Source organism: Variovorax sp. PBS-H4, assembly GCF_901827205.1.
GTDB lineage: Bacteria > Pseudomonadota > Gammaproteobacteria > Burkholderiales > Burkholderiaceae_C > Variovorax.
In genome coordinates, this window is sequence record NZ_LR594675.1 from 4,868,394 (window position 1) to 4,884,205 (window position 15,812).

General features: G+C 66.2%; 16 protein-coding genes. All 16 read left to right on the forward strand.

The genetic code is table 11. The features are described 5' to 3' along the window. The first annotated feature begins 2 nt into the window (after positions 1 to 2). The 16 genes from E5CHR_RS23200 (at position 3) to mnhG (ending at position 15,806) form a co-directional block, all read left to right on the forward strand. On the forward strand, positions 3 to 2,078 hold the full coding sequence (locus E5CHR_RS23200) for a bifunctional 3-phosphoshikimate 1-carboxyvinyltransferase/cytidylate kinase (protein WP_162582020.1): 2,076 nt from the start codon (positions 3 to 5) through the stop codon (positions 2,076 to 2,078). A gap of 158 nt (positions 2,079 to 2,236) precedes the next feature. Beyond that, a complete protein-coding gene (gene rpsA, locus E5CHR_RS23205; RefSeq protein WP_068685144.1) occupies positions 2,237 to 3,925 on the forward strand; it encodes a 30S ribosomal protein S1 in 1,689 nt (562 codons plus the stop codon). Between the two features lie 50 nt (positions 3,926 to 3,975). Continuing rightward, positions 3,976 to 4,296 (forward strand): integration host factor subunit beta, encoded by a 321-nt coding sequence (locus E5CHR_RS23210; RefSeq protein ID WP_162582021.1) that lies wholly within the window; start codon positions 3,976 to 3,978, stop codon positions 4,294 to 4,296. 32 nt (positions 4,297 to 4,328) lie between these two features. Beyond that, positions 4,329 to 4,646, forward strand: a complete 318-nt coding sequence (locus E5CHR_RS23215) for a LapA family protein (protein ID WP_162582022.1) — start codon at positions 4,329 to 4,331, stop codon at positions 4,644 to 4,646. Then, positions 4,636 to 5,820, forward strand: coding sequence for a lipopolysaccharide assembly protein LapB (lapB, locus tag E5CHR_RS23220; protein ID WP_162582023.1), 1,185 nt, complete (start codon positions 4,636 to 4,638; stop codon positions 5,818 to 5,820). The genes E5CHR_RS23215 and lapB overlap by 11 nt, the downstream gene beginning before the upstream one ends. Before the next feature lie 129 nt (positions 5,821 to 5,949). After that, positions 5,950 to 6,285 carry a ComEA family DNA-binding protein gene (locus E5CHR_RS23225; RefSeq protein ID WP_162582024.1) on the forward strand — a complete coding sequence of 112 codons (336 nt, stop codon included), beginning with the start codon at positions 5,950 to 5,952 and terminating at the stop codon, positions 6,283 to 6,285. A 183-nt stretch (positions 6,286 to 6,468) separates the two neighbouring features. After that, positions 6,469 to 7,437, forward strand: coding sequence for a TRAP transporter substrate-binding protein (locus tag E5CHR_RS23230; RefSeq protein WP_162582025.1), 969 nt, complete (start codon positions 6,469 to 6,471; stop codon positions 7,435 to 7,437). Positions 7,438 to 7,452: 15 nt separating this feature from the next. Then, positions 7,453 to 7,962: a TRAP transporter small permease gene (locus E5CHR_RS23235; protein WP_162583860.1), complete on the forward strand. Its 510-nt coding sequence runs from the start codon at positions 7,453 to 7,455 to the stop codon at positions 7,960 to 7,962. Beyond that, positions 7,955 to 9,256 (forward strand): TRAP transporter large permease, encoded by a 1,302-nt coding sequence (locus E5CHR_RS23240; RefSeq protein ID WP_162582026.1) that lies wholly within the window; start codon positions 7,955 to 7,957, stop codon positions 9,254 to 9,256. Before E5CHR_RS23235 ends, E5CHR_RS23240 begins: the two co-directional genes overlap by 8 nt. Before the next feature lie 20 nt (positions 9,257 to 9,276). After that, positions 9,277 to 9,651 carry a fluoride efflux transporter CrcB gene (gene crcB / locus E5CHR_RS23245; RefSeq protein WP_174255736.1) on the forward strand — a complete coding sequence of 125 codons (375 nt, stop codon included), beginning with the start codon at positions 9,277 to 9,279 and terminating at the stop codon, positions 9,649 to 9,651. Positions 9,652 to 9,694: 43 nt separating this feature from the next. Then, positions 9,695 to 12,637, forward strand: coding sequence for a monovalent cation/H+ antiporter subunit A (locus E5CHR_RS23250; RefSeq protein WP_162582027.1), 2,943 nt, complete (start codon positions 9,695 to 9,697; stop codon positions 12,635 to 12,637). After that, positions 12,637 to 12,990, forward strand: coding sequence for a Na+/H+ antiporter subunit C (locus E5CHR_RS23255; RefSeq protein WP_162582028.1), 354 nt, complete (start codon positions 12,637 to 12,639; stop codon positions 12,988 to 12,990). Before E5CHR_RS23250 ends, E5CHR_RS23255 begins: the two co-directional genes overlap by 1 nt. After that, positions 12,987 to 14,693 carry a monovalent cation/H+ antiporter subunit D gene (locus E5CHR_RS23260; RefSeq protein ID WP_162582029.1) on the forward strand — a complete coding sequence of 569 codons (1,707 nt, stop codon included), beginning with the start codon at positions 12,987 to 12,989 and terminating at the stop codon, positions 14,691 to 14,693. Before E5CHR_RS23255 ends, E5CHR_RS23260 begins: the two co-directional genes overlap by 4 nt. Then, positions 14,693 to 15,184 carry a Na+/H+ antiporter subunit E gene (locus E5CHR_RS23265; protein WP_162583862.1) on the forward strand — a complete coding sequence of 164 codons (492 nt, stop codon included), beginning with the start codon at positions 14,693 to 14,695 and terminating at the stop codon, positions 15,182 to 15,184. The genes E5CHR_RS23260 and E5CHR_RS23265 overlap by 1 nt, the downstream gene beginning before the upstream one ends. Then, positions 15,181 to 15,459: a K+/H+ antiporter subunit F gene (locus tag E5CHR_RS23270; protein WP_162582030.1), complete on the forward strand. Its 279-nt coding sequence runs from the start codon at positions 15,181 to 15,183 to the stop codon at positions 15,457 to 15,459. Before E5CHR_RS23265 ends, E5CHR_RS23270 begins: the two co-directional genes overlap by 4 nt. Continuing rightward, a complete protein-coding gene (gene mnhG / locus E5CHR_RS23275; RefSeq protein WP_162582031.1) occupies positions 15,456 to 15,806 on the forward strand; it encodes a monovalent cation/H(+) antiporter subunit G in 351 nt (116 codons plus the stop codon). Before E5CHR_RS23270 ends, mnhG begins: the two co-directional genes overlap by 4 nt. Positions 15,807 to 15,812: the final 6 nt, after the last annotated feature.

A 15,812-nucleotide genomic window follows, 5' to 3' on the forward strand; every position in this document is an offset into this window, starting at 1 on the left:
CCATGTTCACCACGCCCTTCCTCGACCTCCCACCGCTCGTCGGCGCTGGCGGAACCGTACGCCTGCCGGGCTCCAAAAGTATTTCCAACCGGGTGCTGCTGCTGGCGGCGCTCGCCAGCGGCACGACCACCGTGCACGACGTGCTGGACTCCGACGACACGCGGGTGATGCTCGCCGCCCTCGCTGGGCTTGGCTGCCGCATCGATCGCGTTGGCGCCGCGCTACGTATCGAGGGCCTCGACGGCCGGCTGCGCGCCTCAGGTTCCAAGCTCTTCCTCGGGAACGCCGGCACCGCGATGCGACCTTTGACAGCGGCGCTGTCGCTGCTCGGTGGCGAGTTCGAGCTCTCTGGCGTGCCGCGCATGCACGAGCGGCCGATCGGGGACCTCGTCGATGCCCTGGTGCAGCTCGGCTGCCGCATCGACTACCTCGGCAATCCCGGCTATCCCCCGCTGGCCGTCCATCCGGTGCCACTCGATGCACTTCAGCTCGCCGCGCCGATTCGCGTACGCGGCGATGTGTCGAGCCAGTTCCTGACTGCCTTGCTGCTGGCGCTGCCCTTGGCGACAGGGACGCCAGTCAAGCTCCCCGCTTCGCTTGGTTCGCTGCCTACCGAGGCAACTCCTCAGCCCGGGAGCCGCCCTGCGTCGGGGCGCGACATCACGATCGAGGTCGTCGGCGAGCTGATCTCCAAGCCTTATGTCGAGATCACCCTCAACCTGCTGTCCCGGTTCGGCATCGGAGTCCGGCGCGAAGGGTGGGAACGCTTCGTCATTCCGGCCGGCAGCCGGTACCGCTCGCCCGGGCACATCCACGTCGAAGCCGATGCCTCCTCGGCCAGCTACTTCATCGCGCTCGGCGCAATTGCCGAAGGCGAAGGCATCCGCATAGAAGGCGTGGGCGCTGATTCGATCCAGGGCGACATCCGCTTCACCGAGGCTGCACGGCAAATGGGCGCCCGGGTCGACAGCGGCCCCAATTGGCTGACGATCTCGCGCGGTGCATGGCCGCTCAGGGCCATCGAGCTCGACGCCAATCACATTCCCGATGCCGCCATGACGCTGGCTGTCATGGCGCTCTACGCGGACGGCCCCTGCCTGCTGCGCAACATTGCAAGCTGGCGGGTCAAGGAAACTGATCGCATCGACGCCATGGCCCGGGAGCTCCGCAAACTGGGCGCCGTCGTCGAGGACGGCCCTGATTTCCTGCGCGTGCATCCGCTGCGCGAGGCCGACTGGCGTGCCGCGAGCATCCGCACCTACGACGATCATCGGGTGGCGATGTGCTTCTCGCTGGCAGCCTTCAATCCGCGCCGCCTGCCGGTGCGCATCCTCGAGCCGCATTGCGTCGCGAAGACCTTTCCGGACTACTTCGAGACGCTGTTCTCGGTGGCCGAAGCATCCGACGTGCCGGTGATCTGCATCGACGGCCCCACCGCCTCAGGCAAAGGGACGCTGGCGGTCGCCGTGGCGTACCAGTTGGGCTACCACTACCTCGATTCGGGTACGCTTTACCGGGTGACGGGCCTCGCGATGCGCCGCAGTGGACTCGAGGCCGACGCGACACACGAAGCACGCATTGCGGAACTCGCACTCAGCCTGCCCTTGCGCTTCGCCGACGGCAAGGTGCTGTTGGCCGACGAGGACGTCACCGATGCCATCCGCACCGAGGCCGCTGGCATGGACGCGTCCCGCGTCTCCGCCCTGCCGGCCGTGCGGCACGCATTGCTTGCGCTGCAGAAGAGCTTCCGTCGCCTGCCTGGCCTGGTGGCCGATGGCCGCGACATGGGCACAGTCGTGTTTCCCGATGCCGCGCTCAAGGTCTACTTGACCGCGAGTGCTGCGCAGCGTGCGGAACGGCGGCATAAGCAATTGATTTCTAAGGGTATTTCGACTACACTCGCCGGTCTTCGCGCCGACCTCGAAGCGCGTGACCTTCGGGACTCCTCCCGCAGCGTCGCCCCTTTGAAGCCCGCGCCTGATGCCCGCCTCCTGGACAATTCCACTCTTTCGGTCGAGCAATCGGTCGAGCAAGTGCTTGCCTATTGGCAGGAAGTACAGCCTTTCGAGTCTTCTTGAGAGGTGTTTTCGGTCCAGCAGGTCCCCGCCGCGCGACAGCGCACCGGCTTGCTGGTTGTTCAACTCAACCCGGGCCCCAAGCCCACAACCGCCGTCTCCAGACCCAGCCAGCCGCAATGGTGCGACTGCAAACCCTGCGTGACGGAAGGAAATGACACATGTCTGAATCTTTTGCCGACCTGTTCGAAGAGTCCCTGAAGCGTTCCGAAATGCGCAGCGGCGAGGTCATCACGGCCGAAGTCGTGCGCGTCGAGCACAACCACGTCGTGGTCAACGCCGGCCTCAAGTCCGAGGCCTACGTCCCGATCGAGGAGTTCAAGAACGACAAGGGCGAACTCGAAGTCCAGGCCGGCGATTTCGTCTCCGTCGCCATCGGCAGCGTCGAGAACGGCTATGGCGACACCATCCTCTCGCGCGATACCGCCAAGCGCCTGGCCTCGTGGCTTGCGCTCGAGAAGGCGCTCGAATCCGGCGACTTCGTCACCGGCACGACGAGCGGCAAGGTCAAGGGCGGCCTGACCGTCCTGGTCAACGGCATCCGTGCCTTCCTGCCTGGCTCGCTGATCGACACCCGTCCGATCAAGGACCTGACGCCCTACGAAAACAAGACCCTCGAATTCAAGGTCATCAAGCTCGACCGCAAGCGCAACAACGTGGTGCTCTCGCGCCGCGCCGTGGTCGAGGCCAGCATGGGCGAAGAGCGCGCCAAGCTGATGGAGACCCTGAAGGAAGGCGCAGTCGTGCGCGGCGTGGTCAAGAACATTACCGAGTACGGTGCGTTCGTCGACCTCGGCGGCATTGACGGCCTGCTGCACATCACCGACATGGCTTGGCGCCGCGTTCGCCACCCGAGCGAGGTGGTGCAGGCCGGCCAGGAAATCACCGCAAAGATCCTCAAGTTCGACACCGAGAAGAACCGCGTCTCCCTGGGCCTCAAGCAAATGGGCGACGACCCCTGGATGGGCGTCTCGCGCCGCTACCCGCAGGGCACGCGCCTGTTCGGCAAGGTCACCAACATTGCCGACTACGGCGCCTTCGTCGAGCTCGAACCCGGCATCGAGGGCTTGGTGCACGTCTCCGAAATGGACTGGACCAACAAGAACATTGCCCCCAACAAGATCGTCTCGCTGGGCGACGAAGTCGAAGTCATGGTCCTCGAGATCGACGAAGACAAGCGCCGCATCAGCCTGGGCATGAAGCAGTGCAAGGCCAATCCCTGGCAGGAATTCGCGCAGAACACCAAGCGCGGCGACCGCGTCAAGGGTCCGATCAAGTCGATCACCGACTTCGGCGTGTTCGTTGGGCTGGCTGCAGGCATCGACGGCCTGGTGCACCTGTCCGACCTCTCGTGGAACGAGCCCGGCGAAACCGCCGTGCGCAACTACAAGAAGGGCCAGGAAGTCGAAGCCATCGTGCTGGCCGTGGACGTCGATCGCGAGCGCATCAGCCTCGGCATCAAGCAGCTCGACAGCGACCCCTTCACCACCTTCACCACGGTGAATGACAAGGGTCAGATCGTCACTGGCAAGGTCAAGACCGTCGACCCGCGCGGCGCCGAGATCGACCTGGGGGACGACATCATCGGCTACCTGCGCGCCAGCGAGATCTCCCGCGACCGCGTGGAAGATGCCCGCAACGTGCTCAAGGAAGGCGACGAGGTCACGGCCGTGGTCGTCAATGTGGATCGCAAGACCCGCAACATCCAGCTGTCGATCAAGCAGAAGGACCTGGCCGACGAGCAAGGCGCGATGGCCAACCTGAGCCAGCAGTCGGCACGCGAGAACGCCGGCACGACCAGCCTGGGCGCCCTGCTGCGCGCCAAGCTCGACAGCAACAACGAAAAGTAAAACAGACGAAAACACGGTGAGCTCCGGCTCCCCGTGTCCTTCTGTGGTTTATGACTCGTTCAGACCTTGTTGAGGAATTAGCCGCCCGCTTCGCGCAACTCACGCACCGCGACGCCGAATACGCCGTCAAGACCATTCTTGACGCGATGAGCGACGCGCTGGTGCGCGGGCACCGCATCGAGATCCGCGGCTTCGGCAGCTTCACGGTGAACCGGCGTCCGCCACGCATCGGGCGCAATCCGCGTTCGGGTGAAAGCGTGCAGATCCCTGAGAAGCGGGTGCCGCACTTCAAGCCGGGCAAGGCCCTGCGCGAGGCGGTCGATTTGCGCACCGCGGAGCTGGATGCCGAGCAGCGTCGGCGCGAAGGCTGAGGCATAGAATTCCCCCGCCAACGGGGACGCGCATGAAATATCTCCTATGGCTGCTCAAGGCAGCCATTTTTTTTACCCTCTTCGCTTTCGCGCTGAACAATCAGCACGACGCCACCGTCTACTTCTTCTTCGGCACTTCATGGCGGGCTCCGCTGGTGCTGGTAGTGCTCGCCGCCTTTGCCGGCGGGCTGGTGGTCGGCGCACTCGGCATGCTGCCGGGGTGGTGGAAGCACCGCAGCGCGGCCGCCCAGCTGCCTGGCCCCGCCGCACCTGCCGCCGCCACAGGCGCCGCGTCTGCCCTCCCGACTTCCACCGCCGATCTGCCCGCCGTACGCCAACATGGACTTTGATTTCAGCTGGCTGCTGCTTGGCCTGCCGCTCGCCTTCATCCTGGGTTGGCTTGCTTCCCGTTTCGACCTTCGTCAGCTGCGCATCGAGAACCTCCAGGCGCCCAAGGCCTACTTTCGGGGTCTCAACTTCCTCCTGAACGAGCAGCAGGACCAAGCCATCGACGCCTTCATCGAGGCCGTGCAGAACGACCCCGACACGCAGGAACTGCATTTCGCGCTCGGAAACCTGTTTCGCCGCCGCGGCGAATACCAGCGTGCCGTGCGCGTGCACGAGCACTTGCTCGGCCGGGGCGACCTGACCCGCGCCGACCGCGACCGGGCGCAGCACGCGCTGGCGCAGGACTTCCTGCGCGCCGGCCTGCTCGACCGCGCCGAGGCCGCCCTCCAGAAACTCGAAGGCACTCGCTATGAAAACGAGGCCCGGCTGGCGCTGCTTGCCATCTACGAGCGCTCGCGCGAGTGGACACAGGCCGCTGCCGTCGCGCACAAGCTCGACGAGGCCGAGCAGGCCAGCTACCGCGTGCGCCGTGCGCACCACCTGTGCGAACAGGCCGCCGAGCAGGTGGCTGCCGGGGATACCCAGGCGGCGGCCCAGCTGCTGGAGCAGGCAGTGGCGCTGGCGCCGCAAGCGCCGCGGCCGGCCATCGACACCGCCGCACTGCAGCTGCGCAACGGCGATTCGGCCGGGGCCTACAACACGCTTGCCGCCCTGTGCGAGACCGCGCCGCTGGCGCTGCCGCTCTACGCCACGATGCTTCAGCAGGCGGCAGTCGCGTCGCAGCGTGGTGGCGAGGCACTGCTCATCCTGCAGCGCCGCTATGCAGAGTCGCCTTCCATCGACGTCCTCGAAGCCATCATGGGGCTGGGCGGCACCCCGGTGCTGCCGGACCAAACGGCGGCAGAGTTCCCGCTCCTCCCGGAGCCGCGCGACGGCTACATCGTCCACCTGAACCACCAACCCTCACTGGTTGCGGCCGCGCGCTGGCTGGCAGGTGAGCGCTTCGCAAACGAGCAGTACCACCCGCCCGTGCAGCGGGCGCTCGACCAAGCTACGCGGCCGCTGATGCGCTATCGCTGCGCCGCCTGCGGCTTCGAGGCGCACCAGCATTTTTGGCATTGCCCCGGCTGCCAGGCCTGGGACAGCTACCCACCGCGGCGCGTGGAAGAGCTCTGAAAATCCCTCAAATTGTCGCAACGTCAACACCGTTCGCGATCTTCTCGTTCAAATCCACGCCGCATGCATTCCGCATGCGGCGAGACGCGAAGGTGCGTCTCTTTCACAATTGACAGGGAAATTTCAAGAATGCTGAAGAAGATTCTGGCCATCATGGCCATGCTGTTTGCCGCTGCCTCGTGGGCGGCCGTCGATGCCAACAAAGCCAGCGATGCCGAGCTCGATGCCATCCGGGGCGTCGGTCCTTCGCTCTCAAAGCGCATCATCGACGAGCGAAAGAAGGGTGGTGACTTTAAGGACTGGCCCGACCTCATGAGCCGGGTCAAGGGCGTCAAGGAAAAGGCTGCCTCCAAGCTATCGGCAGAGGGCCTGACGGTGAACGGCAAAGGCTTCGGCGGCACGGCGCCGGCAGCCAAGGTCGCGAAGGCCGAGTCCAAGAGGGAAAAGGCTGAACCGAAGCCCTGATCGCTCTTTCATGCGGCCAGACCGCATCGACCTTGGTAAAGCCGCCGCCCCTGGGCGGCTTTTTTGCGAGGCATTCAAATACGGGTCACAAGGCGCCGTCAGGGGAAAGCCCCCAAGCGGTGGCCTGATATTTGCACGTATGCTCCCGACGCCATTTCCCTATCTGCACGTTCTGGAGAGCCCATGATTCACAAGTTCGGCATCGCCCTCGCCGGCCTCGCTCTTGGCGCGGCGACCTTCGCACAAACCAAGTGGGACCTGCCCACCGCCTACCCTGCGACCAACTTCCACACCGAAAACATCACGCAGTTCGTGAGCGACGTCGACAAGGCGACCGGCGGCAAGCTCAAGATCACCGTTCATGCGAACGCGGCGCTGTTCAAGGCGCCCGAGATCAAGCGTGCGGTGCAGGGCGGGCAAGCACAAATGGGCGAGATCCTGCTGGTCAACTATCAAAATGAATGGCAGATCTTCGGCACCGACGGCATCCCTTTCCTCGCCGACAGCTATGACGCCGCGTGGAAGCTTTACCAAGCCCAGAAGCCGGCGCTGGAGAAAAAGCTGGGCGAGCAGGGGATCATGCTGCTCTATGCCGTGGCCTGGCCGCCGCAGGGCATCTACGTCAAGAAGGAGATCGCGTCGGCCGCCGACCTCAAGGGCGTGAAGTGGCGCGCGTACAGCCCGGCCACCGCACGCATCGGCGAGCTGGTCGGCGCGCAGCCGGTCACGGTGCAACAGGCCGAGCTGTCGCAAGCCATGGCCACCGGCGTGATCGAGTCCTATATGTCCTCCGGCTCGACCGGTTACGACACCAAGACCTACGAGTACATCAAGAACTTCTACGACACCCAGGCCTGGTTGCCCAAGAATGCGGTCCTGGTGAACAAGAAGGCCTTCGACGCGCTCGACAAGGCCACCCAGGACGGACTGTTGAAGGCCGGCGCCGAGGCCGAGAAGCGCGGCTGGGAAGTGTCGAAGAAGAAGAACGTCGAGTACCTGGAGCTGCTCAAGAAGAACGGCATGACGATCCATCCGCCCTCGGCGCAACTCAAGACCGACATGAAAAAGGTGGGCGACACCATGACCAAGGAATGGCTGGAGAAGGCCGGCCCCGAAGGCCAAGCCGTGGTCGACGCCTACAGGAAGATGTAGTCGCGCGTGATCCGGATGCGCAAGACGCTCGATTTCCTCTACGACAGCGCCGCCGCCCTGGCGGCGCTTTTCATGATCGGGCTCCTGGTCGCGGTGCTGCTGTCCATCGTCGGGCGGCAATTGCACTTCAACATCCCGGGACTCGACGCCTACGCCGGCTACCTGATGGCAGGTGCCGGTTTCCTGGCGCTGGCCCACACGCTCAGGCGCGGCGAGCACATCCGGGTCACGCTCGTGCTCGGCAGGCTGCGCGATGGACCGCGCCGCTGGCTGGAGCGCTGGGCAACGGGCGTGGCAGCGTTGCTGGCCGCGCTTTTCGCCTTCTACAGCGTACGTCTCGCGTGGCAATCGCACACCTACAACGACATCTCCACGGGCAATGACGCAACACCGCTGTGGCTTCCGCAGCTGAGCATGGCCGTCGGCGCGCTGGTGTTCGCGATTGCTGCAGTCGACGAGTTCCTGATCGAATGGCGCGGCCGGCCGATCAAACCTGCCACTGCCGAGGCGCTTCGCCATGAATGACATCGCCGTCGCCGGGCTGCTGATCGCCACGCTCTTCCTCATTCTCGGAAGCGGCGTGTGGATCGGGCTGACGCTCTCGGGCGTCGCATGGATCGGCATGCAGCTCTTCTCTGCCCGTCCCGCAGGCGACGCCATGGCCGTGACCATCTGGGGTTCGGCCTCGGGCTGGACGCTCACCGCACTGCCGCTCTTCCTCTGGATGGGCGAGGTGCTCTTTCGCACCCGTTTGTCGCAGGACATGTTCAAGGGCCTGGCTCCGTGGATGCAACGCCTGCCGGGCCGGCTGCTGCACACCAACGTGGCGGGCTGCGCCGTGTTCGCCGCAGTCTCCGGTTCGAGCGCCGCCACCTGTGCAACCATCGGCAAGATGACACTGCCGGAACTCAAGCGGCGCGGCTACCCGGACGACATGGTGATCGGCACCCTGGCAGGCGCCGGGACGCTGGGCCTGCTCATCCCGCCCTCCATCATCATGATCGTCTACGGCGTGAGCGCAGACGTGTCGATCGCCAAGCTCTTCATCGCTGGCGTGGTGCCCGGGATCCTGCTGGCGGTGCTGTTCTCGGGCTACATCGCCGTGTGGGCGCTGATGAATCCGCAGCGCGTGCCGCCACCTGATCCGCCGATGTCCTTTGCACAGAAGCTGCGCGCGTCGCTGAGTCTGATCCCGGTCGCGCTGCTGATCCTCGCGGTGCTGGGCTCGATTTATGCAGGCATTGCCACTGCCACGGAGGCGGCCGCCGTCGGCGTCGTCGGGGCCTTGGTGATATCGGCGGTGCAGGGCTCGCTCAATTGGCAGACTTTCAGGGACTCGCTGCTGGGCGCTACGCGCCTGTACTGCATGATGGCGCTGATCCTCGCCGGCGCTGCCTTCCTCACGCTCGCCATGGGGTACATCGGCCTGCCGCGCCATCTCGCCGAATGGATCGGCTCGCTCGGGCTGTCGAAGTTTCAGCTCGTGATGATGCTGGCAGTGTTCTACATCGTGCTCGGCTGCTTTCTCGACGGCATCTCGATGGTCGTGCTGACCATGGGCGTTGTCATGCCGACGGTGCTTGCTGCAGGCATCGATCCGCTCTGGTTCGGAATCTTCATCGTGCTGGTGGTCGAGCTGGCGCAGATCACTCCGCCGGTGGGCTTCAACCTCTTCGTGTTGCAGGGGATGACGGGCAAGGACCTGCTCTACATCGCACGCGTGACCCTGCCGATGTTCGTGCTGATGGTGGTCGCGGTGCTGATCGTTTATTTCGCTCCCGACCTGGTCACCTGGCTGCCGCGGCAGATGGCGCCCTGAATGCATCGATAGCGACCCGCATGCTGCTGCACGTCATCGCCATCTGCGCAGGCGCCTCAGTCGGTGCGCTTTGCCGTTGGGGGCTCAACGTCGGGCTCGGCGCAGGCTCGCTGCCCTGGGGCACGCTCGCATCCAACCTGATCGGCGGCTACCTGATCGGCATCGCGGTCGCGCTGTTCCAGGCACTGCCGCAGCTCGATCCCGCCTGGCGCCTGCTGCTCATCACTGGCTTCCTCGGCGGCCTCACCACCTTCTCCAGCTTCTCTGCCGAAGTCGTCGCGATGCTGATGAACGAGCGCGTTGGGCTCGCGCTGGGCACCGCGGCGCTGCACGTCGGCGGTTCGCTCCTTCTTACCTGGCTCGGCATCCGCACGGTGCAGCAATTCAGCGCCTGATCGAAGGGGCTTGCGCAAGGGGCGGTCGATAGAATCGAACGCGATGCCCCTTGTCCTCCTCGTCGCACTTCCCTTCATCGCCAGTGTGATCGCGGCCCTGCTGCCTTCGAACGCACGCAACAGGGAATCGACGCTCGCAGGACTGGTGGCGCTGGGCTGCGCGGTGCAAGTGGCGTGGTTCTTTCCCCGTCTCGCTGCCGGCGACGTGATCCGCGAGGAGATCCGCTGGATTCCCGCGCTGGGCCTCGACCTCGTGTTCCGCATGGATGGCTTCGCCTGGCTGTTCTGCATGCTCGTGCTCGGGATCGGCGCGCTGGTGGTGCTGTACGCGCGCTACTACATGTCGCCTTCCGACCCGGTGCCGCGCTTCTTCTCCTTCTTTCTCGCCTTCATGGGCTCGATGGTCGGCGTGGTGCTCTCGGGCAACCTGATCCAGATGGTGCTGTTCTGGGAGCTCACCAGCCTGTTCTCCTTCCTGCTGATCGGCTACTGGCACCATCGTCGCGACGCACGGCGCGGTGCCCGAATGGCGCTCACGGTCACCGGTGCAGGCGGCCTGTGCCTGCTGGCCGGCGTGCTGGTGCTCGGCCGGATCGCCGGCAGTTACGAGCTCGATGCAGTGCTGGCCTCGGGCGAGCAGATCCGCGCCAGCAGGCTCTACCCCCTGGTGCTGGTGCTGGTCCTGCTCGGTGCCTTCACCAAGAGTGCGCAATTCCCTTTCCACTTCTGGCTGCCGCGCGCAATGGCGGCACCCACCCCGGTGTCGGCGTACCTGCACTCGGCCACCATGGTGAAGCTCGGCGTGTTCCTGATGGCGCGCCTGTGGCCGGTCCTCTCCGGCACCGAAATCTGGTTCTGGCTGGTGGGCGGCGCCGGCGCCGCCACCCTCCTGCTCGGCGGCTACGTGGCCATGTTCCAGCGCGACCTGAAGGCGCTGCTCGCCTACTCGACCATCTCGCACCTCGGGCTCATCACACTGCTGCTCGGGCTCAACAGCCCGCTCGCCGCGGTCGCTGCCGTCTTCCACGTGATGAACCATGCGACCTTCAAGGCCTCGCTCTTCATGGCGGCGGGCATCATCGATCACGAGAGCGGCACACGCGACATCCGCAAACTCAGCGGCCTTCTGAAGCTCATGCCCATGACCGGCACCCTGGCCATCATTGCCAGCGCTTCGATGGCGGGCGTGCCCCTGCTCAACGGCTTCCTTTCGAAGGAAATGTTCTTCGCCGAGACCGTCTTCATTCAGGCGACGCCATGGATCAACCGGAGCCTGCCGGTGATCGCCACGCTGGCCGGCGTCTTCAGCGTGGCCTATTCGGCCCGCTTCGTGTTCGACGTTTTCTTCGGCCCGCTTCCCGGACCCGAGGTGCCGAAGCAGCCGCACGAGCCGCCGCACTGGATGCGCGTGCCGACCGAGTTGCTGGTGCTGATCTGCCTGGTGGTGGGCGTGGCGCCGGCCTGGTCGGTGGGGGCGTTCCTGGCGACCGCCGCGGCGCCGGTGGTCGGCGGCACGTTGCCCGAATACAGCCTGGCGGTGTGGCACGGCTTCAACCTGCCGCTCGCGATGAGTTTCGTCGCACTGGTCGGCGGCGCCGGGCTCTACCTGCTGCAGCGGCGTGGCCGCGCGCGCGGGGCGCTCGAACGCACTCCGCTGCTGCACCACCTCGACGGCCAGCGCATCTTCGTGAACCTGATGGCCCGCCTGAGCGAAGCGGGCCGGCGCAGCCGCCGCGTGCTGGGCACGCGGCGCATGCAGATGCAATTGCTGCTGCTGGTCGTGGTGGCGGTGGCCGGAGCCGGTGCCTCGCTGTGGCTCGCGCCTGCAACCCGCGGGACACGCGAGCTGCTGCCCTTCTCGCCGATGTTCGCCATGACCTGGGTGATCGGCTGCACCTGTGCGGTGGCAGCTGCTTGGCAGGCCAAATTTCATCGCCTGGCCTCGTTGATGCTGGCCTCGGGTGCAGGGCTGGTGTGCTGCACCACTTACATCTGGTTCTCGGCGCCCGACCTTGCGCTGACGCAGTTGGTGGTCGAGACCGTGACGATGGTGCTGATCCTGCTCGGCCTGCGTTGGCTGCCAATGCGAACCGCCCAGCCGCAGCCGATGCGCGCGCGCCTCAGGCCGTGGGGCCGGCGCGGGCGCGACCTGCTGGTGGCTGCGGCCGCCGGTGCCGGCATGGCGGTGCTCGCGTGGACCATGATGACCCGCCGCTTCCCGCAGAGCATCTCGCCCTTCTTCCTGGATCACGCGCTGTCCCAGGGCGGCGGCACCAACGTGGTCAACGTGATGCTGGTCGACTTCCGCGGCTTCGACACGTTCGGCGAGATCACGGTGCTCGGCATCGTGGCGCTGACGGTGTATGCGCTGCTGCGGCGCTTCCGCCCCGCGCCAGAATCCATGGCCCTGCCCGCACAGCAGCGGGCCCAGCCCGACGACGGAAGCAGCGACCTGCTGAACCCGCGCCGCGCGCCTGACGCGGCCATCGGCTACCTGATGGTTCCGGCTGTGCTGGTGCGCTTCCTGCTGCCGCTCGCGGCGCTGGTGTCGGTCTACTTCTTCATGCGCGGGCACAACCAGCCCGGCGGCGGATTCGTCGCCGGACTGGTGATGTCGGTGGCGCTCCTGCTCCAGTTCATCGTCTCGGGCGCTGAATGGGTGGAGGAGCACCTGCGCATTTATCCGCGGCGCTGGATCGCCCTCGGCTTGCTGCTGGCACTGGCCACCGGCTCGGGCGCGCTGCTTTTCGGCTATCCCTTTCTCACCACGCATACCGCGCACCTTCACCTGCCCTTGCTGGGCGAGGTGCACGTGCCGAGTGCCCTGTTCTTCGACATCGGCGTGTTCGCGCTTGTGCTCGGCGCGACGATGCTGATCCTCACGGCGCTTGCCCACCAATCCATCCGGAGCCATCGCTGGGCCGAGGAACAAGGCGAGAAGGAAGCCGAGCGTGCCGCCCTCCAGGCGAAAGGCGCTGCATCCTGATGGAAGCCGTGCTCGCCATCGCCATCGGCGTCCTCACCGGATCGGGTGTGTACCTGCTGCTGCGGCCACGCACCTTCCAGGTGATCATGGGCCTGACGCTGATCTCCTACGCGGTCAACCTCTTCATCTTCAGCATGGGCCGCGTCAAGGTCGACAGCGAGCCGGTGCTGATCCCCGGGGTCGCCGCTACCTTGGCCAACACCGCCGATCCGATGCCGCAAGCCCTGGTGCTGACCGCCATCGTGATCGGCTTTGCGATGACAGCACTGTTCCTGGTCGTGCTGCTGGCTTCGCGCGGGCTCAGTGGCACCGACCACGTGGACGGTGAGGAAAGGAAGGAGCTGGCGGAATGACGGGCCTCGTCTCCTTTCTCGACCGCCTGCTCGAGTTCAGCATGCCGCACCTCGTCGCGGCGCCGATCCTCCTGCCACTCCTCACGGCCGCGCTGATGCTCCTGATGGGCGAGGAGCGCCGCCGCATCAAGTCCTTCCTGAGCGTGGTCTCGGGCCTGCTGGGCCTTTTGGCCGCGCTGGCGCTGCTGCGCTGGGTCAACGCCGCCGACACCGGTGACGGCCCCGGCTCGATTGGTGTGTACCTGCCCGGCAACTGGCGTGCGCCCTTCGGCATCGTGCTGGTGGCCGACCGGCTCTCGACCATGATGGTCGCGCTCACTGGCGTGATCGCCTTCTGCGCCTCGATCTATTCCACCTCGCGCTGGGACCGCGCGGGCGTGCATTTCCATCCGTTGCTGCAGCTGCAGCTCATGGGCCTCAACGGCGCCTTCCTCACCGGCGACCTGTTCAACCTCTTCGTCTTCTTCGAAGTCATGCTGGCCGCCTCCTACGGCCTGCTGCTGCACGGCTCGGGGCGGCTGCGCGTGCAGGCCGGCCTGCACTACGTTGCCATCAACCTCGCGGCATCGTCGCTGTTCCTGGTCGGCGCCGCTCTGCTCTACGGAGTGACAGGTACCCTCAACATGGCGGACCTGGGCCTGCGCATCGCGCAGCTGGCACCGGCCGATCGCGGGCTGGTGCACGCGGCCGCGGCCATCCTGGCGACCGCCTTCTTCGCCAAGGCCGGCGCCTGGCCGCTCAACTTCTGGCTGGTGCCGGCCTACAGCGCCGCGGTGTCGCCGGTAGGCGCGGTGTTCGCGCTCCTCACCAAGCTGGGCATCTACACCTTGCTGCGGCTGTGGAGCTTGCTCTTCGCGCCCGACGCCGGCAGCTCGGCGCTGTTCGGCCAGGGAGCGCTGGTCGCGATCGGGCTGGCCACGCTGTTCTGTGGCGCGCTCGGGATCGTCGGCACACAGCGCCTTTCCAACCTCGCGGGCTTCAGCGTGCTCGTCTCCGCGGGTACGCTGCTGGCCGCCGTCGGGCTGGGCCAACAGTCCGTGTGGGCCGGCGCGCTCTACTACCTGCTGAGTTCCACGCTTGCGGTCAGCGCCTTCTTTCTCCTGATCGACATGATCGAGCGCTGGCGCAACGCCGGCCTGAGCATCGCACCGCACGAGGCGCCCGGCGGCGCTCCCTTTCTTGCGGAAGACCTGCGCCACATGGAAGACGTCAACCTCGACGACGAGGCGCAGGCGCTCTACGGCAGAGCCTTCCCCGCCGGCATCGCTTTCCTCGGACTCAGCTTCCTCGCCTGTACGCTGCTGCTGGCCGGTCTGCCGCCGCTGTCCGGCTTCGTCGGCAAGTTCGCGATGCTCTCGGGCCTGCTGAGCGAGGCGCGCGACCTCACGCCGGCCGACTCGGCCTTCACCGCGCTGCTGCTCGCCTCCGGTTTTCTGACGCTGATCGCGCTGAGCCGCACCGGCATCCGTCATTTCTGGACCCAGCCGCACCAGACCCTGCCCGCGCTGCGCGCGCTCGAGGTGCTCCCGGTGGCGGCGCTGCTGGCCGCGTGCCTGGCCCTTACGCTGATGGCCGAGCCCGTGATCCAGCACGCCAGCGCCACGGCCCAGGGCCTGCGCCACCCCGACGCCTATCGGGAAGCCGTGTTCGGCGCGCGCCAACGGCCTGGGCCGACCACCTCCAAGGAAGGCACCGCACCATGATCAAGCGATGGCTGCCCTCGCCGCTGCTGTCGCTGGCGCTCTTCGTCGTCTGGCTGTTGCTGAACCAGTCGCTGCATGCGGCGACCTTGCTGCTCGCGGCCCTGCTCGCGATCGTGGTCCCGCTGCTGACGCAGAGCCTGCGGCCGGCCCGCGTGAAGATGCGCAAGCCCTTGCTCGCGCTGAGGCTGGGCGGCGTGGTGGCCTACGACCTGGTGCTTTCAGCGTTCACGGTCGCCCGCCTGCTCCTCACCCGCCGCGGCAGCGAGATGTCTCCGCGCTTCGTGCGCGTACCACTCGCCATGCGAGATGCCAACGCGCTCGCCACCCTGGCCATGATCCTCTGCCTCACGCCCGGCACCGCCTGGGGTGAGATCGCGCTGGACCGTTCGACCCTGCTGATCCACGTCTTCGACGAGGACGACGCCGCAGCGTTCATCGACATGATCAAGACCCGCTACGAGCGTCCACTGATGGAGATCTTCGAATCGTGACTCCGGTACTTTTCTGGGCCCTCAAGCTGGCGCTTCTGCTGCTCGCCGTGGCCATGCTCTGCGCGGTGGCGCGACTGCTCATCGGCCCTACTGCGCAGGACCGCGTCATGGCGCTGGATTGCCTCTATATCAACGGCATGCTGATGATGCTGGTGCTGGGCATCGTCTACGCCAGCAATGTGTACTTCGAGGCCGCGATGCTCATCGCGCTCTTCGGCTTTGTCGGTTCCACAGCGCTGGCCAAGTTCCTGCTGCGCGGCGAGGTGATCGAATGAGCGATCTTGTTGCGGGGCCGCTCCCGCTGTGGGCCGAGATCTTGACCGCGGTGTTTGCCGTCGCCGGCGCAGCTTTCGCAGCCATCGGCTCATTCGGTCTGGTGCGGCTGCCCACCTTCTTCAGGCGCATCCACGCGCCCACGCTGGGCTCGACGCTGGGCACCTGGTGCATCACGCTGGCCACCACCGTCTACTTTTCGGTGCAAGGGGCACAGCTCTTCCTGCATGCTGCGCTCATCGCTTTCTTCGTCGCGCTGAGCGCCCCGGTCACGACCATCTTCCTGATGCGCGCTGCGTTGTTCCGCGAGCGCCAGAAGAGAGGCGACGTGCCGCCCGGGCAAGGTTGAGGCTGA